This is a genomic window from Micromonospora sp. LHW51205, from assembly GCF_003315815.1.
GTDB classification, from domain to species: domain Bacteria; phylum Actinomycetota; class Actinomycetes; order Mycobacteriales; family Micromonosporaceae; genus Micromonospora; species Micromonospora chalcea.
In genome coordinates this window covers 54,760-79,646 of the sequence record NZ_QMEZ01000013.1, presented here as the reverse complement: position 1 = coordinate 79,646, position 24,887 = coordinate 54,760, and the positions used below count along the sequence as shown (strand labels likewise).

Genomic DNA, 24,887 nt, shown 5'->3' with positions numbered 1-24,887 from the left:
GGCGGCTCAGGAGAGCCCGAGGTCCTGGTCGATGAGGTCGAACAGCTCCTGGTTGCTGGCCGCCCGCAGCCGGCCGGCCACCTCGGCGGTGTCCTCCCGGCGTTCCTCGGCGGCGCCGAGCCGTTCGAGCAGGCTGTGCAGGCGCATCGTGATCCGCACCCGGCCGATGTCGTCCGGGTCGCGCAGCGCGAGGGCGCCCTCCAACTGGTCCAGCTCCGCGAGGGTGGGTAGCGCCTCGACCGACGCTTCGTCGAGCAGTTCGGCCCGCAGGTGCTCGGCCAGCGCCTGCGGGGTCGGGTGGTCGAACACCACCGAGCTGGGCAGGCTGAGCCCGGTCGAGCGGGCCAGCCGGCCCCGCAGCTCCACGGCGGTGAGCGAGTCGAAGCCGAGGTCCCGGAAGGGCCGCCCGGCCTCCACGGCGTACGGGCTGTCGTGGCCGATGACCTCGCCCGCGGCGGTGCGGATGAGATCGACCAGCAGCCGTGCCTGTTCGGCCTGCGACAACTCGCCGAGCCGCTTGCGCAGTTCGCCGGCGACCTGGTCGCCGTCCTCGGCGGCGGCGCGCGCCGCCGCGGCCTGGGCGGCCACCTCGGCGATCTCGCTGATCAGCGGCCGGGGCCGGGCGGAGGCGAACACCGGCGCGAAGCGTTCCCAGTCGATGTCGGCGACGGTGAGGGCGGTGTCGTCGCCGTCGAGGCCGGCGCGCAAGGCGGCCATCGCCGGTTCCCGGTCGAGCAGGGACACCCCGCGCCGGCTCATGGCCGCCGCGTGCGCGTCGGTCACCATGCCGCCGCCGGCCCACGGTCCCCAGTTCACCGAGAGGTGCCGGGCCCGCCCGGCCGGCCGGGACTGCGCCCAGGCGTCCAGGAAGGCGTTGCCGGCGGCGTACGCCCCGTGGTCGCCGACGCCCCAGACGGCCGCGATGGAGGAGAAGTGCACGACCAGGTCGAGCGCCTCCGGGTCGAGGAACTCGTCGAGGTGCCGCGCGCCGGCGATCTTGCCGGAGACGACGTCGGCGAGTTCCGCCTCGGTCACGGCGGCGACCGGGTTGAGCCGGCCCACCCCGGCGGCGTGCACCACGGCGTGCACGGTCTCACCGTCGGCGCGCAGGCCACGGACCAGGTCGGCGACCGCGTCCCGGTCGGCCAGGTCGCAGGCCAGCACCCGCGCCTCGGCGCCGAGAGCGGCCAGTTCCGCCACCGCCTCGTCCGCGCCGGGGGCCGCCGCGCCGCGCCGGCTGACCAGCAGCAGCCGCCGCGCGCCGTGCCGGGCGAACCAGCCGGCGGCGTACCGGCCGACGGCGCCGGTGCCGCCGGTGACCAGGACGGTGCCCGGCGCCTGCCAGCCGGCCGGCGCCTCGGCGCGGGGCGCGCGCTCCAGCCGCCGCAGGTACGTCCCGGAGTCACGCACCGCGAGCTGGTCCTCGTCGCCGGCGGCGGTGAGGGCCGCCAGGACTCCCTCGGCGGCGGCGGTGTCCAGGGTGGCGGGCAGGTCCAGCAGGCCCCCCCAGTGCCGGGGGTGTTCCAGCGCGGTCACCAGGCCGAGGCCCCACGTGGTGGCCTGGGCGGGGTGGGCTACGGGGTCGTCGGCGCCGGTGGCCACGGCCCGCCGGGTGAGCAGCCACAGCGGCACCGGTGGCAGGGCGTCCGTGACCGCCTGCACCAGGGCCAGGTTCGCGGTCAGGCCCAGCGGCACGGCCGAGCGGTCGGGGTGCGCCCGCTCGTCGAGGGCGAGCAGCGACACGATCCGGGTGGACGCCGCGGCGGCGAGCTGCCCGGCGAGCGTGCTCCGGTCGGTCGTCGCCGGGTCGACGGCGAGCTGCCGCACGGTGCCGCCCCGCGCGGTGAGCAGTTCGGCGAGCCGGTCGACGACCGGCTGGTCCGTACCGCTGTGCACCAGGGTCCACGTGCCGTCGACGGCACCCGCGACGAGAGCCCGCGGGCGCCAGGTGATCCGGTAGCGCCAGCCGCCGGCGAGGGTGTCCTCCTGCTGCTGGCGCCGCCACCGGTCCAGGTCCGGCAGCAGTTCCCGCAGCGGCCGGTCCGCGTCGAGGCCGAGCCGGCCGGCGAGCGCGTCGCCGTCGCCGGACGCCACGGCCCGCCAGAACGCCGAGTCGACGTCGTCGTGCGCGGCGGCGGGGGTGTGGGTCGCCGCCGCGTCGAGGGTCGGCCAGAACCGCTGGTGGGCGAACGCGTACGTGGGCAGGTCCACCGGGGCGGCGGCGCCGGGCAGCAGTGCCGGGAAGCGTACGGGCACGCCGTGGCAGTGCAGCCGGGCCACCGCGCCGAGCAGGGTGGCCACCTCGTCCTGGCCGGGCCGCTGCACGCCGGTCACGACGACCGGCGCGTCCACCGGCAGCGCGTCGGCGGTCAGTGCGGTCAGCACGGTGTCCGGCCCGATCTCCAGGAACCGGGTCACCCCGTGGGAGTGCAGGTGGGTGACGGTGTCGGCGAAGCGCACCGCCTCGCGGACGTGGCGGACCCAGTAGTCGGGTGTGCAGAGCTGCTCGGGGTCGACGACCGTGCCGGTCAGGTTCGACACCAGCGGCACCGTCGGCGGGGCGTACGACAGGGTCGCCGCGACGGCCGCGAACTCGGCGAGCATGGGCTCCATCAGCGGGCTGTGGAAGGCGTGGCTGACCCGCAGCCGCTTGGTGCGTACGCCGAGGTCGGCGAAGTGGGCGGCCAGTTCGGTCAGCACGTCCTCGGCGCCGGCGACGACGACGGCGGCCGGCCCGTTGACGGCGGCGACGGCGGGCTGTCCCGGCGTGCCGGACAGGGCCCGCAGCACGTCGACCTCGGGCGCGGCGACGGCGAGCATCCCGCCGCCGGGTGGCAGGGCCTGCATCAGGCGCCCCCGGTTGCCGACGAGCGCGCAGGCGTCGGCCAGGTCGAGCACTCCGGCGACGTGGGCCGCGCTGATCTCCCCGACGGAGTGCCCGGCCACGAAGTCGGGCCGGATCCCCCAGTGTTCGAGCAGCCGGAACAGCGCCACCTCGACGGCGAAGAGCCCGGCCTGGGTGAAGACGGTCTGGTCGAGCAGGTCGGCCTCGGCGGTGCCGGGCTCGGCGAACAGCACCCCGCGCAGCGGCCGCGGCAGGTACGCGTCCAGGTGCTGGCACGCCTCGTCGAGGGTCGCCGCGAAGACGGGGAACGTCTCCCACAGGCGTCGGCCCATCCCGGCGTGCTGCGCGCCCTGGCCGGAGAAGAGCGCCGCCAGCGCGCCGCCGGGCTCGGCGGCGCCCCGGGTGAGCCCGGGGTGGTCCTGCCCGGCCGCCAGGGCCCGCAGGCCGGCGAGGGCGGCGTCGGCGTCGGCGGCGAGCAGCACCGCGCGGTGCCGCAGCGGGGACCGTCCGGTGGCCAGTGCCCGGGCCGCGTCGGCCGCGGGCGTTCCGCTGCCCGGCAGCCAGTCGGCCAGCCGGGCCGCCTGCGCCCGCAGGCTGTCGGCGGTGTCTGCCGATACGACCCACGGCAGCAGCGGCGTCCCGTCGGCGGCGCCGGGCGTGCCGCGGCTGGAGCCGGTCGTGGGCGCGTCGGCGCCGGCCGGACGGGGGGCGGCGGTGTCGGCCGAGGGCGTGGCGGGCGCCTGTTCGAGGATCACGTGCACGTTGGTGCCGCTGACCCCGAACGACGACACGCCGGCGCGGCGCGGCCGGTCCACGTCCGGCCACGGCTGCGCCTCGGTCAGCAGCGCGACGGCACCGGACGACCAGTCCACGTGCGGCGACGGCTCGTCCACGTGCAGGGTGGGCGGCAGCAGGTCGTGCTGGAGGGCCAGCACCATCTTGATCACGCCGGAGACGCCGGCGGCGGCCTGGGTGTGGCCGATGTTCGACTTCACGGAGCCGAGCCAGAGCGGCCGGTCGGTGGGGCGCTGCCGCCCGTACGTGGCCAGCAGGGCCTGCGCCTCGATCGGGTCGCCGAGCCGGGTGCCGGTGCCGTGCCCGTCGACGGCGTCCACGTCGGCGGCGCTCAGCCGCGCGTTGGCCAGCGCCTGGTTGATCACCCGCTCCTGCGCGGGCCCGTTGGGGGCGGTCAGGCCGTTGCTGGCGCCGTCCTGGTTCATCGCCGAGCCGCGCACGACGGCGAGGATCCGCCGGCCGTCGCGCCGGGCGTCGGAGAGCCGCTGCAACATCACCAAGCCGACGCCCTCGCCCCAGCCGGTGCCGTCGGCGGCCCCGGCGAACGACTTGCACCGGCCGTCGAGGGCGAGCCCCCGTTGCCGGGCGAACTCCAGGAACGGGCCGGGGGTGGCCATCACCGTCACGCCGCCGGCAACCGCGACGTCGCACTCGCCCTGCCGCAGGGACTGGCAGGCCAGGTGCAGCGCCACCAGCGACGACGAGCAGGCGGTGTCGACGCTGACGGCGGGCCCCTGCAACCCGAAGTGGTACGCCAGCCGACCGCTGATGACGGCGGCGACGTTGCCGGTGGCCTGGTAGCCCTCGGTCTCGACCCGGGCGGCCATCAGCAGCGTCGCGTAGTCCTGGCCGTTGGTGCCGACGAAGACGCCGGTGTTGGTCTCCCGCATGTCGGCGGGCGCGGTGCCGGCCCGCTCGAACAGCTCCCAGGCGCTCTCCAGCAGCACCCGTTGCTGCGGGTCCATCACCATCGCCTCACGCGGAGAGATGCCGAACAGGGCGGCGTCGAAGCCGGCGGCGTCGGTGAGGAAGCCGCCCTCGCGCACGTACGAGGTGCCGGGCCGGTCGGGATCGGGGTCGTAGATGGCTGCCAGGTCCCAGCCCCGGTCGGTCGGGAACTCCGCTATGCCGTCGCGTCCCTCGGCGACGAGTCGCCACAGGTCCTCGGGGCCGGCGACGCCGCCGGGGTAGCGGCAGCTCATCGACACGATGGCGATAGGCTCGTCCAGCGCGGTGGCGGCCCGCACGGGCTCGGCCGCCGGGGTGTCGTCGCCCGCGAGCCTGCCCGCCAGGTGCTCGGCGAGGGCGTCGGGCGTCGGGCGGTCGAACACCAGGGTCGCCGGCAGGTTCAGTCCCACCGCCTCGGCGAGGCGGTTGCGCATCTCGACGGCGCTGAGCGAGTCGAAGCCGATCTCCCGGAACGACCGGTCCGCCGCCAGCGCCTGCGGCGAGGACAGGCGCAGCACCGCCGCCGCGTGGACGCGTACGAGGTCGAGCAGGACCCGACGGCGTTCCGGTGCGGCGAGGCCGGCCAGCCGGCCGCGGAGCGGGGACGCCGCGTCGGGCGTGCCGCCGTCGCGCTGCCCGGCCGCGAGCAGCCGGGCCACCTCGGGGATGTCGGCGATCAGCGGCCGGGGGCGGGCCAGCGTGTAGGTCTGCAGGAACCGGTCCCAGGCGATGTCCGCCACGGTGAGCGTGGTGTCGCCGTGGTCGAGCGCCTCGGCCAGGACGGAGACCGCGAGGTCGGGGCGCATGGCCCGGACGCCCGAGCGGAACATCTGGTCGGCGGCGCCCTCGGCGTCGACCATGCCGCCGCCGTCCCAGGCACCCCAGGCGACGGCGGTGGCGGCCCGTCCGCGCCGTCGCCGGTCCTCGGCGAGCGCGTCGAGGAAGGCGTTGGCGGCGGCGTAGCCGCCCTGGTGCCCGCCGCCCCAGACGCCCGCGCCGGAGGAGAAGAGCACGAACGCCGACAGTTCGTCGCCGCACGCCTCGTCGAGGTTGACCGCGCCGGCCACCTTGGCCCGCAGGGCGTCGGCGAGGTCGGCGACGTCGGTGGCCGCGACGGGCGCGGCGTGGGCGACGCCGGCGGTGTGGAACACAGCCCCGATGTGGATGCCCTGCCCGGCGAGCCGCTCGACGAGGGCCCGCACGGCGGCCGCGTCGGCGACGTCGCAGGCGGCCACGGTGACTGTGGCGCCGGCGGCGCGCAGTTCGTCGGCCAGCTCGTCGGCGCCGGGCGTGGCGGGGCCCTGGCGGCCGGTCAGCACCAGCTCACCCACGCCCTCGCGGGCCAGCCAGCGCGCCACCTGGGCCCCGATGGACCCGAGGCCGCCGGTGACCAGGACGGCGCCGCTGGCGGGACGCCAGTCCTGCGTCGCGGTGCGCTCGGCGCGGGCGCGGACCAGTCGCCGGGCGAACACCCCGGAGGGGCGCAGCGCCAGCTGGTCCTCCGCGTCGACGCCGGCCAGCACCGCCACGAGCCGGGCCCGGTCCCGGGGGTCCAGCTCGGCGGGCAGGTCCAGCAGTCCGCCCCAGCGGTACGGGTGCTCCAGGGCGACCACCCGGCCGAGCCCCCAGAGCATCGCCTGGCGGGGGCGGTCGAGCTGGTCGGCGCGGCCGGTCGAGACTGCGCCGGCGGTGGCGCACCACAGCGGGGCGGTGACGCCGGTGTCGCCGAGGGCCTGGACCAGGGCGTACGTGGCGGCGAGACCCGCCGGGACGACCGGGTGGGCCGGGTGCGGCGCGTCGTCCAGGCCGAGCAGGGAGAGCACCCCGGCGACGGGCCCGCCGGTACGCGCCAGCCGCTCGGCCAGCACCGGCCGGCCCGTCTCCGGCACGTCGATCCGGACGACCTCGGCCCCGCCCTCGCCCAGCGTCCGGGCGACGCCGTCGACCAGGGGGTGCTCGGCTTCGGCGGCCGGCACGACCAGCAGCCACGTACCGGCGAGGGTGGCCTCCGGCGCGACGGCCAGCGGCTTCCAGGTCACCCGGTAGCGCCACGAGTCCACGGTGGACTCGTCGCGGCGGCGCCGGCGCCAGGAGGAGAGCAGCGGCAGCGCGGGGTCGAGGGAGCTGACCGTGGCCTCGTCGATGCGCATGGCGGCGGCCAGCGCAGACGCGTCGGCGCGTTCCACGGCCTCCCAGAAGCGCCGGTCCGCCTCGTCGGTGCCGGCGGGGGCGGGGGCGGTCGCCGCCGCCGGCTGCGGCCAGTAGCGCCGGCGCTGGAAGGCGTACGTGGGCAGCGGGGGCGGCGGGCCGGTGGGGGCGCCCAGGATCGCCGTCCAGTCGACGGGCACGCCGTGCACGTGCAGTCCGGCGAGGACCGTCAGCATGCGCTGCCAGCCGCCGGCCACGGTGTCGTCGGCGGCCACCACGACGGCGTCGTCGGCCCGCGCGCTCTCGCGGATGCCGGCGGCGAGCACGGTCGCCGGGGCAGCCTCGAGGAGGACCCGGTGGCCCTGGTCGAGCAGGGCGCGTACGGCCGGTTCGGCGTCGGCGTCGGTGGTCAGGTCCCGATACCACCGGGCGGCGTCGAGGCCGTCGGTGTCGACCGGGCCGCCGGTCGTCGCCGAGTACAGCGGCACGTCGGCCGCCCGGAGGGTGATCCCGGCCAGCGCGTCCGGGCCGTCCTCCGCCGGGCTGGCGAGGGCGATCGTCCTCGCCGCGTCCTCCAGCGACAGCGCGCCGGCCACGCAGGCGGCCGCGAGCGCGCCGTGAGCGTGCCCGAGCACGGCGGCGGGTCGTACGCCGAGGGAGCGCCACCAGCGTCCCAGCGAGACGGCCACGGCCCACCGGACGGCCGGCGCCACCCCGGGTTCGGCCGGGGTGGGAGCGCCGTCCGCGCCGCGCAGCACGGCGGCGAGCGACCAGTCCACGTGGGGGGCGAGGGCCGCCTCGCAGGCGGCGATCGCGGTGGCGAACTCCGGTGCCCGGTCCAGCAGCTCGACGGTCGCGGCGGGCCACGGGTCGCCGTGGCCGGGGAAGACGAGGACCGGGTCGGCGGCGCGCGCCGCGACGCCGGTGACGGCGGCGGTGGCCTCGCCGAGGTGGAACGACTCCAGGGCCCGCGTCAGGTCGACGGTGTCGCGGCCGAGGACGACGGCGCGGTGGTCGAACGTGGCCCGGGTGGTGACCAGGGCGTGCGCGACGTCGGCCGGCGCCAGCTCCGGGTGTGCCGCGAGGTGCGCCTTCAGCCGGGCCGCCTGGTCGCGCAGCGCCGGGGCGTCCACGGCGGAGAGCACGAGGGGTACGACGTCGGCGCGCGGCCGGTCGGTGGGCCGCGCGCCGACCGTCTCGGCGGGCGGCTGCTCGATGATGACGTGCGCGTTGGTGCCGGAGATCCCGAACGACGACACCGCCGCCCGACGCGGCCGGTCCACGGCCGGCCAGGGGGTGGGCTCGGTGGCGAGTGCGACCGCCCCGGCGGTCCAGTCGACGTGCGGGGAGGGCTCGTCCACGTGCAGGGTCGGCGGGACGAGGCCGTGGCGCATCGCCATGACCATCTTGATCACACCAGCCACACCGGCGGCGGCCTGCGTGTGCCCGATGTTCGACTTCACCGACCCCAACAGCAGCGGCCGGTCGACGGGACGCTCCTGCCCGTACGTGGCCAGCAGAGCCTGCGCCTCGATCGGATCACCCAGCGTCGTGCCGGTGCCGTGCGCCTCGACGGCGTCCACGTCGGCCGGGGTCAGGCGGGCGTTCGCGAGGGCTTGGTGGATCACGCGCTGCTGCGACGGGCCGTTCGGGGCGGTGAGCCCGTTCGACGCGCCGTCCTGGTTGACGGCCGTGCCGCGCAGGACGGCGTGGATACGCCGGCCCTCCCGCTGCGCGTCGGAGAGTCGTTGCACGAGCAGCACGCCGACGCCCTCGGACCAGCCCGTGCCGTCGGCCGACGCGGCGAACGACCTGCAGCGGCCGTCCTGCGACAGACCCCGCTGCCGGGAGAACTCCACGAACGTGCCGGGCGTGGCCATCACTGTCACACCACCGGCCAACGCCAGATCACACTCACCCGACCGCAACGCCTGCACCGCGAGGTGCAACGCCACCAGCGACGACGAGCACGCGGTGTCGACGGTGACCGCCGGGCCTTCGAGGCCGAACGTGTAGGCGACCCGGCCGGACAGCACGCTGCCCGAGTTGCCGGTGCCGACGTAGCCCTCGACCTCGTCGGCAAGCTCCATCAGCTGGGAGGCGTAGTCGTGGTACATGACGCCGGCGAAGACACCGGTCCGGCTGCCCCGCAGCCGCTGCGGGTCCAGCCCGGCGGACTCGAACGTCTCCCACGACGCCTCCAGCAGCAGCCGCTGCTGGGGGTCCATGGCGAGGGCCTCGCGGGGCGAGATGCCGAAGAAGGCGGGGTCGAACGCGCCGGCGTCGTACAGGAAACCGCCGTGGCGGGTGTACGACGTGCCGGGGTGGTCGGGGTCGGGGTGGAACAGGCTCTCCAGGTCCCACCCGCGGTCGGTGGGGAACTCCCCGATCCCCTCCCCGCCGGCGGCCAGCAGCGCCCACAGTTGGTCGGGCGTCTCGACGCCGCCCGGGTAGCGGCAGGCCATGCCGACAATGGCTAGCGGCTCGTCGGCGCGGGTGGTGGTCCGCGCGCCCGGCGCGGCGGGGCGACCTGCGGCGCCGGCCAGTTCGGCGTGCACATGGGCGGTGAGCGCCTGCGGCGTCGGGTAGTCGAATACGAGCGTCGAGGGCAGCCGCAGGCCGGTGGCCGCGTTCACGCGGTTACGCAGGTCGACGGCGGTCAGCGAGTCGAAGCCCAGCTCGCGGAACGCCCGGTCGGCGGGCACGGCTTCCGCCCCGCCGTGCCCGAGCACCTGCGCGACGAGGCCGCGTACCAGCACGTCGAGCTGGGCGCGCGCCTCGTCGGCGGTCAGGCCGCCGATGCGGGTCGCCCAGGTGGTGCCCTGTCCCGCCTGGCGGCGGGTCGTGGTCGTACCGACCAAGTTACGAAGCATCGGCGGCACCAGGCCGGCGCCGGCAGCGGCCCGGAGGGCGGCCAGGTCGATCACGGCGGGCACCAGGGCCGGCCGGCCGGCGGTCAGGGCGGCGTCGAACAGCCGCAGCCCGGTCTCGGCGCTCATCGCGGTGATGCCGCCCCGGGTCGATCGCGCCCGGTCCGCCTCGTCGAGGGACGCGCCCATGCCGGGGGTGTCCCACATGCCCCAGGCGAGGCTGACCGCAGGCAACCCGAGCTGCCGCCGGTGGACCGCAAGCCCGTCGAGGAACGCGTTACCCGCCGCGTACGCCGACTGACCCGGCGAACCCAACACACCAGCAACCGACGAGAACACCACGAACAAGTCGAGATCCAGCGACGCCGTCGCCTCATGCAACAACCAACCCGCCGACACCTTCGGCGCCAACACCCTTGCCAGACGCTCCTCGGTGACCCGCTCGATCACCCCGTCATCCAGGACACCGGCGGTGTGCACCACACCCGCCAGCCGGCCACCGGCGGAAACCTCACCGACCAGCCCGAACACCTGGTCCCGGTCCGTCACGTCGCAGGCGACCACCCGCACCGACGCACCCAGCGCGGACAACCGCTCCGACAACTCACCCGCACCCGCAGCTGCCGGACCACGCCGCGACACCAGCACGAGAGACCGCACGCCGTGCACCGACACCAGATGCTCCGCCACCAGCGCGCCCAACGCGCCCGTACCGCCCGTCACCAGCACGGCGCCGTCACCCACCACGGCACCGTCCGCCGACGAGGGCGCTACCGCACGCACCAGACGCGGCACGAACACCTCAGCCGAGCGCACCGCGACCTGACCACCGAACGTCACCGGCTCGTCGGCCACGGAACCCAGCACAGCCAGCAGCCCGGCGTCCGCGTCACCGTCGACGTCCGCCAGCACGATGCGGCCCGGATGCTCCGACTGCGCCGAGCGCAGCAGACCCCAGACCGCCGCTGCGGCCAGGTCGGTGACCCGGTCTCCGTCCCCGATCGACACCGCACCCCGGGTCACCACGACCAACCGCGACTCCGCCAGCGCGTCCGCCGCCAGCCAGGACCGCACCGTCGCCAGCACCTGCGACGTCGCCGCCCGCACCGACTCGGGGCCATTGTCGACGGCGGCGGGCATCTCACCGGGGACCGAAGCAGGTTCCGTCTCGGCGTGCAGGGCCCGGCGCAGGCCACCCGCCGGCACCAGCAACAGACGCGGCGCCACACCCGACGCCACGGCGACCGCCTCGACGTCGGCGTACACCGGCAGCTCAGCGACGGCCGGCAGGCCGGCGGCGGGCGAGCCGAGCAGCGCCCACCCGGAGGCGTCCCCGGCCGGGGCGACCTCCTGGGCCTGCCAGGCGACCTCGAACAGCGACCGGGCCGACGCGTCCGGGGACGCCGACACCCCGGTCAGCTCACGCAGGGCGAGGCTGTCCACCGACACCACGGCCGCGCCCGACTCGTCGCACGCGACCAGGCGCACCGCCGAACCGTTGCGGGTCAACCGCACCCGCAGCACCCGCGCACCCGAGGCCCACACCTGCACACCCTCGAACGCGAACGGCACCCGCGCCCCGCCCGAGCCCTCCGAGCCGGACAGCAGCCCGATCGGGTGCAGCGCGGCGTCCAGCAGCGCCGGGTGCACGCCGAACCCCGCGGCGTCACCGGCCACCTCGTCCGGCAACACCACCTCGGCGAACACCTCGTCACCGCCCGCCCACACCCGGCGCAGCCCCCGGAACACCGGCCCGTACGACAGGCCGCGCTCGGCCAGGGCCGGATACCAGCCCGCCACGTCCACCTCGACACCGTCGACCGGCGGCCACTCCCCCACGCCCGGCTCGTCGGCCGACGCCGGCTCCAGCACACCCTCCGCGTGCGAAACCCACTCCGCCTCGGGATCACCCTCGGGCTGCGAGTGCACGGCCACCACACGCACGCCCGCCTCGTCGGCCGCGCCGACGCGTACCTGCACCCGCACCGCACCCGCCTGCGGCAGCACCAGCGGCGCGGCCACGGTCAGCTCCCGCACCCGCGACGCACCCACCTCGTCACCCGCCCGCACCGCCAACTCCACCAGGGCAGCGCCCGGCACGATCACCGCGCCGGAGACGACGTGGTCGGCGAGCCACGCGTGCGTCGACGTCGAGAGCCGGCCGGTCAGCACCACCATGTCCTCGCCGGCCACAGAGACCGCCGCGCCGAGCAGCGGGTGCCCGGCCGCGCCGAGGCCGGCACCGGAGACGTCCGTCCAGCGGCCCGCCGGCTCCAGCCAGTAGCGCTGGTGCTCGAAGGCGTACGTCGGCAGGTCGACGTGCCGGCCGCCGGCCCGGTCGAGCAGGCCCGCCCAGCCGACGGCGCGGCCGTGCACGTGCAGCGACGCGAGGGCCTCCAGGAGGGCCTGCGGCTCAGGCCGGTCGTGGCGCGACACCGGCACCAGCAGGGGCGCCGGCTCGTCCTCCGCGCGCTCGGCGAGGCAGTTCTGCGTCATGGCGGTGAGGACGCCGTTCGGTCCCACCTCCAGGTAGGTGTCGACCTCCTCGGCGCGCAGGCAGTCGACGGCGTCGGCGAAGCGAACGGTGCCGCGTACGTGGCGCACCCAGTAGCCCGGGTCGCAGAGCTGGTCGGCGTCGGCGACGCGGCCGGTCAGGTTCGACACCACCGGGATAGTCGGCGGCCGGAACGTCAGTCCCTCGGCGACGGCCCTGAACTCGGCCAGCATCGGGTCCATCCGGGCGCTGTGGAAGGCGTGGCTCACCCGCAGGCGGCGGGTCTGCACACCCCGCTCGGAGCACACCCGCTGCACCTCGTCGAGCGCCTCGACGTCGCCCGCGACCACCACGGCGGCGGGGCCGTTCACGGCGGCCACGTCCAGCCGGCCGGTCAGCCCCGCCAGGGAGGCGGCCACCGCGGCCTCGTCGGCGGCCACGGCGAGCATGCCGCCGCCCGCCGGCAGGGCCTGCATGAGCCTGCCCCGCGCGGCGACCAGCGCGCACGCGTCGGCCAGGGAGAGCACGCCCGCCACGTGCGCCGCCGCGATCTCGCCGATGGAGTGCCCGGCCATCAGGTCCGGCACCACACCGAACGACTCGATCAGCCGGAACAGGGCCACCTCGACCGCGAACAGGCCCGCCTGGGTGAACACCGTCTGGTCCAGCAGCTCCGCCTCGGGCGTGCCCTCCGACGCGAACAGCACCTCCCGCAACGGACGCGGCAACAACGGATCCAGGTGACCACACACCTCGTCCAGCGCGGCGGCGAACACCGGGAACGCCCCGTACAACCCGCGACCCATGCCGGGGCGCTGCGCGCCCTGGCCGGAGAAGAGGAAGGCCACCCGGCCACGCGGGGCCGACGCGCCGGTGGTGACGGCGCCGGTCGGCTCGCCCGCGGCGAGGGCCCGCAGCCCGGCGAGCAGGTCGTCGGCGTCGCCGGCCAGGACGACCGCGCGGTGTTCGAGCCCCGCGCGGCTGACCGAGGAGACCGCGACGTCCACCGGACGTGGGGCGTCGACGCGGGCGAGGTGGTCGGCCCAGCGGCCGGCCTGCCCCGCGAGCGCCTCTGGCGTACGGGCGGAGAGGAACACCGGGGCGAGCGGGAGCGCGACCGGCGCGTCGACGGCGGAGGGTGCCTCGTCGGTGGACGGGGCGTCGTCGCCGGGCGCCTCCTCCAGGATGACGTGCGCGTTCGTACCGCTGATGCCGAACGACGACACGGCGGCCCGGCGCGGCCGGTCGGTGGCCGACCACGCGCGCGCCTCGGTCAGCAGCGAGACCTGCCCGGCGGACCAGTCGATGTGCGGGGACGGCTCGTCGACGTGCAGGGTGGCGGGCATGGTGCGGTGGCGGATCGCCTCGATCATCTTGATCAGGCCGGCGGCGCCCGCGGCGGCCTGGGTGTGACCCAGGTTCGACTTGACCGAGCCCAGCCAGAGCGGCCCGCCGTCGCCCCGGTCCTGCCCGTACGTGGCCAGCAGCGCCTGCGCCTCGATGGGGTCGCCGAGGGTGGTGCCGGTACCGTGCGCCTCGACCACGTCGACGTCGGCCGGCGAGAGCCGGGCGTTGGCGAGGGCCTGCCGGATCACCCGCTCCTGCGACGGGCCGTTGGGGGCGGTGAGTCCGCTGCTGGCGCCGTCCTGGTTGACCGCGCTGCCCCGGACGACGGCGAGGATGCGCCGGCCGTCGCGGCGGGCGTCGGAGAGCCGTTGCAGGAGCAGCACGCCGACGCCTTCGGACCAGCCGGTGCCGTCGGCGGCGGCGGCGAACGACTTGCACCGGCCGTCGGAGGCCAGGCCCCGCTGGCGGGAGAAGTCGGCGAAGGTGCCCGGGGTGGACATGACCGTCACACCGCCGGCGAGCGCGAAGTCGCAGTCCCGCTGGCGCAGCGCCTGCGTCGCGAGGTGCACGGCGACCAGCGACGACGAGCATGCCGTGTCCACAGTGACGGCCGGGCCCTCCAGCCCGAAGGTGTACGCCACCCGGCCGGACACCACGCTGCCGGAGTTGCCGGTGCCGATGTAGCCCTCGACGCCGTCGGGCAGGTCCAGCACCCGCGACGCGTAGTCGTGGTACATGACCCCGGCGAAGACGCCGGTCCGGCTGCCACGCAGCGCCTGCGGGTCGATGCCGGCGTGCTCGAACGCCTCCCAGGAGGTCTCCAGCAGCAGCCGCTGGTGCGGGTCCATCGCCAGGGCCTCGCGGGGGCTGATGCCGAAGAAGCCCGGGTCGAACTGTGGCGCGTCGTAGAGGAAGCCGCCCTGGTTGCTGGTCGACGTGCCCGGGTTGTCCGGGTCGACGTTGAAGAGCCGCTCCAGGTCCCAGCCCCGGTCGGTCGGGAAGTCGCCCACCCCGTCGCCGCCCCGGTCGACGAGGTCCCACAGCTCGGCCGGGCTGGACACCCCGCCCGGGAACCGGCACGCCATGCCGATGACGGCCATCGGCTCGCGGTCCTTGGCCTCCACCTCGCGTACCCGCCGGCGCGCGTCGCGCAGGTCGGCAGTGGCACGCCGGAGGTAGTCGAGGAACTCTGCCTCAGTGGGCATCGGGCCACTCCGTATCGGGGTTCGAGGTGTGCGACATGCCGGATCAGGCCGAGCCGAACTCTTCGTCCAGCAGGCTGAAGATCTCCTCGGCGGAGGCCGACTCGAGGCTGGTGCCCTCGTCGGCGGCGGAGTCCGCACCGGCCTCGGTGTAGGTCCACAGGGAGAGCAGTTCGCGCAACCGGACGCCGACGGCGGCCCGGTCGGTGTCGCCGGTGGACACCGCGCGCATGGCGTGCTCCAGCTTGTTCAGCTCGCCGAGCACCGTCAGCGCGGACGTGCTGCGCTCCGCCAGCAGCGCGCCGCGCAGGTACTCGACGAGCGCGGCCGTGGTCGGCCGGTCGTAGATCAGCGTGGAGGGCAGCCGCAGGCCGGTGGCCGCGTTGAGCCGGTTGCGGAACTCGACAGCGGTCAGCGAGTCGAAGCCCAGCTCGACGAAGCCGCGCTCGGCGTCGATCGAGCGGATCGACGCGTAGCCGAGGACGGCGGCGGCGTGGGTCCGCACCAGGTCGGAGAGCACCTGGTCGCGGTCGGCCTCCGCCGTGGCGGCGAGGGTCTCCCGCAGCGCCTCGGCCGGGTTCCGCTCGGCGGCCCGGGCCGCGCCGGTCGACGCCGGCCGCACCAGCGACCGCAGCACCGGCGGCACCGCCGCCGGCCCGTGCCGGCCGATCAACGCGAGGTCCAGGTCGACCGGTACGACCACCGGCTCGGCGAAGCGCAGGGCCTCGCTGAACAGGTCCATGCCCTCCTCGGCGCCGAGCGGCACGAAGCCGCCCCGGTTCATCCGGGCCTCGTCGACGTGCCCGGTCTGCCCGTCGCCGGTGTCGTTGACCCACGGGCCCCAGGCCAGCGAGAGCGCCGGGAGTCCCCGGTCGTGCCGGTGCTGGGCGAGGGCGTCGAGGAAGCAGTTCGCCGCCGCGTGGTTGGCCTGCCCGGGGCCGCCGAAGAGGCCGGCCGCCGAGGAGAAGAGCACGAACGCGGCCAGGTCCAGCTTCTCGGTCAGCTCGTGCAGGTGCCAGGCCGCGTCCACCTTGGGTCGCAGCACGGTGTCGAAGCGCTCCGGGGTGAGCGCCGGCAGGACACCGTCGTCGAGCACCCCGGCGGCGTGCACCACGCCGGTCAGTGGCAGGTCGGCGGGGAGCTGGTCGACCAGCAGGGCGAGCGCCTCGCGGTCGGTGACGTCGCAGGCGGCCACCCGGACGGTGGCGCCCAGTCCGGCCAGCTCGTCGACCAGCGCGGCGACGCCCGGTGCGTCCGCTCCGCTGCGGCTGACCAGCAGCAGGTGCCGTACGTCGTGCCGGGTGACGAGCCGGCGGGCCACGAGCCGCCCGAGCAGGCCGGTCGCCCCGGTCACCAGGACGGTGCCGGCGGCCAGATCGGGGCCGGACGCCTCGGCCGGGGGCGGCCCGAGGCGGGTCAGCCGGGGCACCCGGAGCTGCCCGGCGCGTACGGCGAGCTGGGGTTCGCCCGTGGCGAGGGCGGCCGGCAGCAGCGCGGCGGCCGGGGCGTCGTCGTCGACGTCGAGGAGCACGATCCGGTCGGGGTTCTCCGACTGGGCGGAGCGCAGCAGGCCCCAGGCGGTGGCAGCCGGCACGTCGGCGATCCGCTCGTCCGGGTCGACCCGGACCGCGCCGCGGGTGACCACCACCAGCCGGGCGGCGGTCAGGGCCTCCTCGGCGAGCCACTGCTGGGCCAGTGCGAGCATCCGGTGGGCGACCCGGTGCGCCTGGGCGGCCGGGTGCGGCTCGTCGGCGGCGGCTCCGGCGCAGGTCACCACCACCGCGTCGGGCGCGGCGGCACCGGCGCGTACGTCGGCGACCAGCGTCGACAGGTCCGGGTACCGGTCGGCGCCGGACCAGTCGGCGCCGAGGACGACCAGCCGGAAGGCGGTGTCCGCGCGGCCGGTGGTGGGGGCGAGCCAGTCGAGGCGGTGCAGGGACCGGCTGGCGGAGCGGCGGGCGGCGCTGAGCTGCTCGCCGGAGATGGGCCGCAGGACCAGACCGTCGACGGAGGCGACCGGGGTCGCGCCCGTGTCGGTGACGGTCAGGGCCACGGAGCCGGCGTCGGTGGCGCGCAGCCGGATCCGCAGCTCGCGGGCACGGGTGGGCCGGATGGTGACGCCCGACCAGGTGAACGGCAGGCCCGGGCGGATGCCGGGGCCGCCGTCGGTGCCCGACGCGCCGCCGGCGGGGTCGCCGGCCGGGTCGTCGGCCGTGGCGCTGGCGCCGATGGCGTGCAGCGCCGCGTCCATCAGGGCCGGGTGCACCGAGAACGCCGTGGTGTCGGTGGACGCGTCGGCGTCCAGTGCGACCTCGGCGAGGATGTCCGGGCCCGAGCGCCAGGCGGCACGCAGCGCCCGGAAGGTGGGGCCGTAGTGGTAGCCCTGGGCGGCGAGCCGGGCGTAGAGCCCGTCGAGGGCGATCGGCTCGGCGTCGGCCGGCGGCCACACGGCGGCCGGCGCGGGGTCCGGGTCGGCGGTGTCGGCGAGTTGCCCGGAGGCGTGCCGCTGCCAGGGCCGGGAACCGTCGGCCGCGGTGTCGTCGTCGCGCCGGGTGTGAATGGCGACGGGCCGGTGCCCGGTCTCGTCCGGCGGGCCGACGCGTACCCGCAGGTCGATTCCTCCCTCGGTGGGGATCGCCAGGGGCGCCTCCAGGTTCAGCTCGGCGACGGTCGCCGCGCCGGCCTGCCGGCCGGTCCAGGACGCGAGCTCCACCAGGGCCGTCCCGGGCAGCAGCACCGTGCCCAGCACGGCGTGGTCGGCGAGCCAGGGGTGGGTGGTGAGGGTGATCCGGCCGGTGAACAGCAGGCCCTCGTCGCCGGGCAGGTCGGCCACCGCGCTGAGCAGCGGGTGGTCCACCACGTCGAGGCCCACGGCGGGCAGGACGGAGCGGTGCGCGCCGGTGCGCTCCAGCCAGTAGCGGTGCCGGTCGAAGGCGTACGTGGGCAGGTCGACCGGTTCGGACTCGGGCAGCAGCCGGCGGTGCTCCACCGGCAGACCGAGGGCATGCGCGGTGGCGAGGCCGGTCAGCAGCCGGGTGGCGGCGTCGGCCGAGCCGCCGAGGGTGTCCAGGACGTGTCCGGGGGTGCCGGCGGCGTCGAGCGCGGCGGCGATCCCGGCAGCCAGTGCCGGCTCCGGCGAGACCTCCACGAAGGTCAGGTGTCCGGCCGCGACGGCGGCACGCAGGGCGGCGTCGAGCCGCTCCGGCCCCCCGTCCCCGGCGCCGGGGACGGCCGGGTCGGTGCCCAGGGTGGCCGGGTCGGTCCAGTGGTCGACGCCGAGGCCCGCCGCGTCGGCCCAGTCCCCGGTGACAGTGGAGGCCAGCCGGGCGGTCCCGGGCTGCGGCGCGAGCCCCGCCAGGGCGGCGCGGAGGCCGTCGTGGTCCAGGCCGCCGGCGGCGGCGCGGGCCCGCATCGCCACCGTGCGGGCGGCGTCGGGCAGGGACAGCAGGCCCGCCACGTACGCGGCCACGACCTCGCCGTCGCCGGTGCCGACGACAGCGGCGGGAGTGACACCGGCGTGCCGCCAGACGGCGGCGAGTGCCACGCCGACGGCGAACCGGACGGGCCGGGCCAGCTCCGGCCGGTCGGCCCAGGCAGCGTCCGCGCCGGTGAGCAGGGCGGCCGGATCGACGTCGACCCAGGGCGCGAGGGCCTGCCGGCACTCGGCGAGGGTGTCGTCGAAGACCGGGCAGCGGCCCACCAGTTCGGCCACCGCGCCCGCCGGGGCGGCGCCCGGGAAGACGAACACCGGTCCCGCTCCGTGGTTGGCGACGGTGCCGGTCACGACGTTGCCGGCCGGGGTGCCGGCGGCGAGCGCGTCCAGGCCGGCCAGCAGCTCGCCGGGGGTCGCGCCGAGCACGGCGGCGCGCCGGTCGAACGCCGAGCGGGTCGCGGCGAGCGACCAGCCGACCGCCGCCGGGGCGAGGCCGGGGTGCGCGCGCAGATGCCGGGCCAGCCGGGACGCCTGCGCGGCCAGGGCCGAGGCGGAGCGGGCCGAGACGGGCCAGGCCACCACGTCGGCGGTGAGCAGCCCGGCGGGGCGTTCCCCCGCCGCAGCGGCTGGCGGCGGCATCGGTGCGTCGGCCGCCTCGGCGCCGGCGGGCGCGTCGGCGGGCAGCTCGACGACCACGTGGGCGTTCGTGCCGGAGATACCGAACGAGGAGACCGCCGCGCGGCGGGGCCGGTCGGCGGCCGGCCACGGCCGGGACCGGGTCACCAGCTCCACGTCGCCGGCCGACCAGTCGATGTGCGGCGACGGCTCGTCCACGTGCAGCGTCGCCGGTACGGTGCCCTCCCGCATCGCCAGCACCATCTTGATCACGCCGGCCACACCGGCGGCGGCCTGCGCGTGGCCCATGTTCGACTTGACCGAGCCCAGCAGCAGCGGGCCGGCGTCGCCCCGGTCCTGCCCGTACGTCGCCAGCAGCGCCTGCGCCTCGATCGGGTCACCGAGGACGGTGCCGGTACCGTGCGCCTCGACGACGTCCACGTCGGTGACCGCCAGCCCGGCGCCGGCCAGCGCCTGCCGGATCACCCGCTGCTGGGAGGGGCCGTTGGGGGCGGTCAGCCCGTTCGACGCGCCGTCGGAGTTGACGGCGGAGCCGCGTACCACGGCGAGGACGCGGCGGCCCTGCCGCCGGGCGTCGGAGAGCCGCTGCACGAGCAGCATGCCGACGCCCTCGGACCAGCCGGTGCCGTCCGCCGTCGCGGCGAAGGACTTGCACCGCCCGTCGGAGGCGAGTCCGCCCTGGCGGGAGAACTCCTGGAACGCCGTCGGGGTGGCCATCACGGCCACGCCGCCGGCCAGCGCCAGGTCGCACTCGCCGCGCCGCAGCGCCGCCCCGGCGAGGTGCAGCGCCACCAGGGACGAGGAGCAGGCCGTGTCGACGGTGACGGCGGGGCCCTCCAGCCCGAGGGCGTACGCGACCCGGCCGGAGATGACGCTGTGCGCGGCGCCCGTCATCAGATAGCCCTCGACGCCCTCGGGTACCTCGGTCAGCCCCGTGCCGTAGCCGGAGGTGGAGGCGCCCACGAAGACGCCCGTACGGGTGCCCCGCAGCGACGCCGGGTCCACCCCGGCCCGCTCCAGCGCCTCCCAGGACGTCTCCAGGGTGAGCCGCTGCTGCGGGTCCATCGCGAGGGCCTCGCGGGGCGAGATCTCGAAGAACGCGGGGTCGAAGTCCGCCACGTCGTGGAGGAAGCCGCCCGCCGGCGGGTGCGTCCCCTCGGCCGGCTCGGGGATCTCCCAGCCCCGGTCGGTGGGGAACGGCGAGATGGCGTCCACGCCGTCGGCGACCAGCCGCCAGAACGCCTCCGGCCCGTCGACGCCCCCGGGGTAGCGGCAGGCCATGCCGACGATCGCGACGGGCTCGTCGGCGTCGACGACGACGGCCTGCGGGGCGGCGGCCGGGGCGGCGCCGGAGACCAGCTCGCGCAGGTGCGCGGCCAGCTCGGCGGGGGTCGGGTAGTCGAAGACCAGCGTGGTGGGCAGCCGCAGGCCGGTGGCCGCGTTCAGCCGCCCCCGGAAGTCCACGGCGGTCAGCGAGTCGAAACCGAGGTCCTTGAACGGGCGCCCGCGCAGCTCGTCGGGGGTGGCGTGGCCCAGCACCGCCGCGGTCTGCTCGTTGACCAGCCGCAGCAGCTCCCGCTCCTGCTCCGCCGCCGGGAGCGCCGCGAGGTGGCGCAGCGGCGCCGCGACCCCGTCCGCCGGCGCGGCGGCCTCCTCCTGCGCGACGAGCGCCCGCACCTGCGGCAGGTCGCCGAGGAACGGGCTGGGCCGGGCCACCGTGAACGCGGGGTGGAACCGGCTCCAGTCGACGTCGGCGACGGTCACGCAGGGCGTGGGCCGCCGCAGCGCCCGGTCGAGGGCGACGAGCGCCTTCTCCGGATCGACGGGCGGCAGGCCCATCCGGTTGAGCTGCTCGGTCGCGACGTTCTCGGCGGCCATGCCGTGCGCGCCGCCCCAGGCCGTCCAGGAGACGGCGGTGGCCGGCCGGCCCCGGTCGCGCCGGTTGACGGCCAGGGCGTCCAGCAGGGAGTTGCCGGCGCCGTACGCGCACTGCCCGGCGCTGCCCCACACGCCGGAGATGGAGGAGAACATGACGAACGCGGCGAGGTCGCGCTCGGCGAGGCAGGCGTCGAGGTGCAGGGCGCCGAGTACCTTGCCCGCGACGACGTGGGAGAACTCGTCGAGGGTGGTGTCGGTGATCGGGGTGAGCTGGTCGGTGCCGGCGGCGTGCACGACCGCCGTCAGGTCGGGCAGCGAGCCGACCAGGTCCGCCACGGACCGCCGGTCGGTGACGTCGCAGGTGGCGGCGGTGACCCGCCCGTCGGCGCCGTACCGGTCGAGCAGGTCCGCCACGGCGGGGGCGGCGGCGCCCCGGCGGCTGGCCAGGACCACCCGCCCGGCGCCCCGGTCGAGCAGCCAGCGGGTGACGTGGCCGCCGAGGGCGCCGGTGCCGCCGGTGACCAGGACGGCGCCGGACCACCAGTCACCGGCCGGGTTCTCGTCGGTCGGCGGCGGGGCCGGGGTGAGCCTCCGGGCCCAGGTGCCGCCGGGGCGCACGGCCACCTGGTCCTCGCCGCCGTGGCCGGCCAGCACAGCGGCGAGCCGCCGGGTGGTGGCGGCGTCGACGGTGGCCGGCACGTCGACCAGGCCGCCCCAGCGGTGCGGTTGCTCGACAGCCGCCGCGCGGCCGAGGCCCCAGACCTCGGTCTGCAGCGGGTGCGTGACCCGGTCGCCCGGGGCCGCCGCCACCGCGCCGCTGGTGACGCACCACAGCGGCGCCACCAGGTCCAGGTCGGTCATCGCCTGGACGAGGGCGAGGGTGCCGGCGGCGGCGAGGGTCACGCCGGGGTGCTCGGGCAGCAGCCGGTCCTGGCCGGCGACGACGGCGAGCACGCCGTCGACGGCGCGGCCGCCGGTCAGCACCCGGAGCCGGGCGGCGAGCGCCGCGCGGTCCAGATCCGCGGCGCCGACGCGCAGCACCAGCGGCTCGGCGTCGCCGAAGAGCCCGGCCAGGCCGTCGGCCCACGCCGGCGCGTCCTCGGCGGGCAGCACGACCAGCCAGCGGCCCGCCGGGGCGTCGCCGTCCCCGACCGGCACGGGCTGCCAGCTCACCTGGTACGACCAGCCGTCCACGAGGGAGCGTTCCCGCCGGGACCGGCGCCAGGAGGACAGTACGGGCAGGGCCGGCAGCAGCGCCCGCACCTGTTCGTCGTCGTCGCCCAGCTCGCCGCGCAGCGTGTCGACGTCCGCCTGCTCCAGGGCGGCCCAGAACTCGTCGTCGCCGTCGGCGGAGGCGGTGTCGGGGCCGGCGGGCGGCGGCTCGGGCCAGAAGCGCTGGCGGCGGAAGGCGTACCCGGGCAGCGGCACCCGCGCGGTCTCGGCGCCCGCGTACAGCCGCGTCCAGGCGACCTCCACCCCGCCGACGTGCAGCTCGGCGAGGGCGGTGAGCGCCGACGTGGGCTCGGGGCGGTCGCGGCGCAGCAGCGCCACGGCGGCGGTCTCGTCGTCGGCCAGGACGTCGCGGGCCAGCGCGGTGAGCACCCCGCTGGGGCCGACCTCCAGGAACGTACGCACGCCCAGGGCCCGCAGCTGCTCGACGCCGTCGGCGAAGCGGACCGCCTCCCGCACGTGCCGCACCCAGTACTCGGCGGTGCGGATCTCGTCGGCGTCGGCGACGGCGCCGGTCAGGTTCGACACGATCGGCAGCGCCGGCGGTTGCAGCTCCAGCCGGCGCACCACGGCGGCGAACTCGGCGAGCATCGGTTCCATCAGCGGGCTGTGGAAGGCGTGGCTGACCCGCAGCGGCCTGGTACGTACGCCCTGGTCGGCCCAGCGGCGTTCGAGTTCCTCGACGACGGCTGCGGTGCCGGAGACGACGACGGCGGTGGGCCCGTTGACGGCGGCCACGGCGACGGCGTCCTCGACGCCGGCCAGGGCGGCTCGGACGGCGTCGGCGGGGAGCTGGACGGCCAGCATCGCGCCGCCGGCCGGCAGGGCCTGCATCAGCCGGCCCCGGGCGGCCACCAGCGTGGCGGCGTCGGGCAGCGACAGCACACCGGCCGCGTGCGCGGCGGAGAGCTCGCCGATCGAGTGGCCGAGCAGCACGTCCGGGACGACCCCCCAGCTCTCCAGGAGCCGGAACAGCGCGACCTCGACGGCGAACAGGCCGGCCTGGGTGTAGAGGGTCTGGTTGAGCAGCCCGCCGGCCTCGTCGCCTTCGGGCGCGAAGAGCACCGGGGCGAGCGGGCGGGGCAGGTGCCGGTCCAGCTCGGCGCAGACCTCGGCCAGCGCCCGGTCGAAGACGGGGAACGCGGCGGCCAGCTCGCGGCCCATGCCGCTGCGCTGCGCGCCCTGGCCGGAGAAGAGGAACGCGAGCTTGCCGCCGCGCGGGCCCGCACCGGTGACCAGGCCCGGGGCGTCGCCGCCCGCGGCCAGCGCGCGCAGGGCGGCGGTCAGGTCGGCGCGGTCGCCGGCGAGCAGCACGGCGCGGTGCTCGAGGCTGGCCCGGGTGCTCGCCGACGACCAGCCGACATCGGTCAGCCGCGGCTCGGGGCGCTCGTCGAGCCAGTCGGCCCAGCGCGTGGCCTGCGCGGTCAGAGACGCGGCGTCGCGGGCGGAGACCAGCACCGGCACCAGGCCGGCACCGTCGACCGGGGCGGTGACGGGCACGGTGACCGGGTCGGTCGCGGCGGCGGGGCCGTCCGGGGCGTCCGCCGGGTCGGCGGCGGGCGCCTCCTCGATGATCACGTGGGCGTTGGTGCCGCTCATGCCGAAGGAGGAGATGCCCGCGCGGCGGGGCTGTTCCCCGGCGGGCCACGGCTGCGGCTCGGTCGCCAGCGACACCGCGCCGGCCGTCCAGTCCACGTTGGGCGTCGGCTCGTCGACGTGCAGGGTGGCGGGCACGGTGTCGTGCCGCAACGCCATCACCATCTTGATCACGCCGGCCACGCCGGCGGCGGCCTGGGTGTGGCCGATGTTCGACTTCACCGAGCCGAGCCAGAGCGGCCGGTCGGCCGGCCGGCCCTGCCCGTACGTCGACAGCAGCGCCTGCGCCTCGATCGGGTCGCCGAGGGTGGTGCCGGTGCCGTGCGCCTCCACCACGTCGACCTGCTCGGGCGCGAGCCGGGCGCTGGCCAGCGCCTGGAGCACGACCCGCTGCTGGGACGGGCCGTTGGGGGCGGTCAGACCGTTGCTCGCGCCGTCCTGATTGACCGCACTGCCGCGTACGACCGCGAGGACGGGGTGGCCGTTGCGGCGGGCGTCGGAGAGCCGCTCGACGAGCAGAAGGCCGGCCCCCTCGCCCCAGGCGGTGCCGTCGGCGGCGGCCGCGAACGACTTCACCCGGCCGTCCATGGCCAGGCCACGCTGGCGGCTGAAGCCGATGAAGGCGGACGGGGTGGACATGACGGTGGCCCCACCGGCCAGTGCCAGGGTGCACTCGCCCTGCCGCAGCGCCTGGCAGGCCAGGTGCAGCGCGACCAGCGACGACGAGCAGGCGGTGTCGACGGTGACGGCGGGGCCCTCGATGCCGAGCGCGTACGAGATCCGGCCGGACACGACGCTGGCCGCGGTGCCGGTGAGGATGTAGCCCTCGGTGCCGGGCGGCGGCTGCTGGAGCAGCCCCACATAGTCCTGGCCGGTGGTGCTGGCGAACACCCCGACCTGGTGGCCGCGCAGCGTCGAGGGGTCGATGCCGGCGTGCTCGAACGCCTCCCACGACGTCTCCAGCAGCAGCCGCTGCTGGGGGTCCATGGCCAGCGCCTCGCGCGGCGAGATGCCGAAGAACGCGGCGTCGAACTCGGTGGCGGAGTCGACGAAGCCGCCCTCGGCCACGTACGACGTGCCGGGGTGGTCGGGGTCCGGGTGGAACAGCCGGGCCAGGTCCCAGCCGCGGTCGGCGGGGAACGCGGAGTAGGCGTCGCGGCGGGAGTCGACGAGCTCCCACAGTTCCTCGGGCGAGGCCACCCCGCCCGGGAAGCGGCAGGCCATGCCGACGATGGCGATCGGCTCGCGGTTGGCCGCCTCAAGCTCGCCGAGCTTCCTCCGGGTCTGGTGAAGGTCCGCCGTCACCCATTTCAGGTACTCCCGGAGCGTATCTTCAGTCGCCATTGACGCCACCTCTTCGGGTCGGAGAGAAACAGCGACCCAATACCGTCCACGGACGCCACAAGCCGCGAAGATCCAAACCCATTCAGCCGACCACGAATTGCCAGACAAAATGGCGTTTCAG

Annotated in this window: 2 protein-coding genes; both read right to left on the bottom strand. The window is 76.7% G+C overall.

Annotation, left to right across the window (positions count from 1 at the left end; all coding sequences use genetic code 11):
- Positions 1–6: 6 nt before the first annotated feature.
- A complete protein-coding gene (locus DQE82_RS29585; protein ID WP_113974790.1) occupies positions 7–14,652 on the bottom strand; it encodes a type I polyketide synthase in 14,646 nt (4,881 codons plus the stop codon).
- 43 nt (positions 14,653–14,695) lie between these two features.
- On the bottom strand, positions 14,696–24,766 hold the full coding sequence (locus DQE82_RS29580; protein WP_113974789.1) for a type I polyketide synthase: 10,071 nt from the start codon (positions 24,764–24,766) through the stop codon (positions 14,696–14,698).
- Positions 24,767–24,887 lie beyond the last annotated feature (121 nt).

What these genes read in the sequence shown, in the direction of transcription:
- DQE82_RS29585 (WP_113974790.1), bottom strand. Translation starts at nt 14,652, where the DNA reads ATGCCCACTGAGGCAGAGTTCCTCGACTACCTCCGGCGTGCCACTGCC.
- DQE82_RS29580 (WP_113974789.1), bottom strand. Translation starts at nt 24,766, where the DNA reads ATGGCGACTGAAGATACGCTCCGGGAGTACCTGAAATGGGTGACGGCG.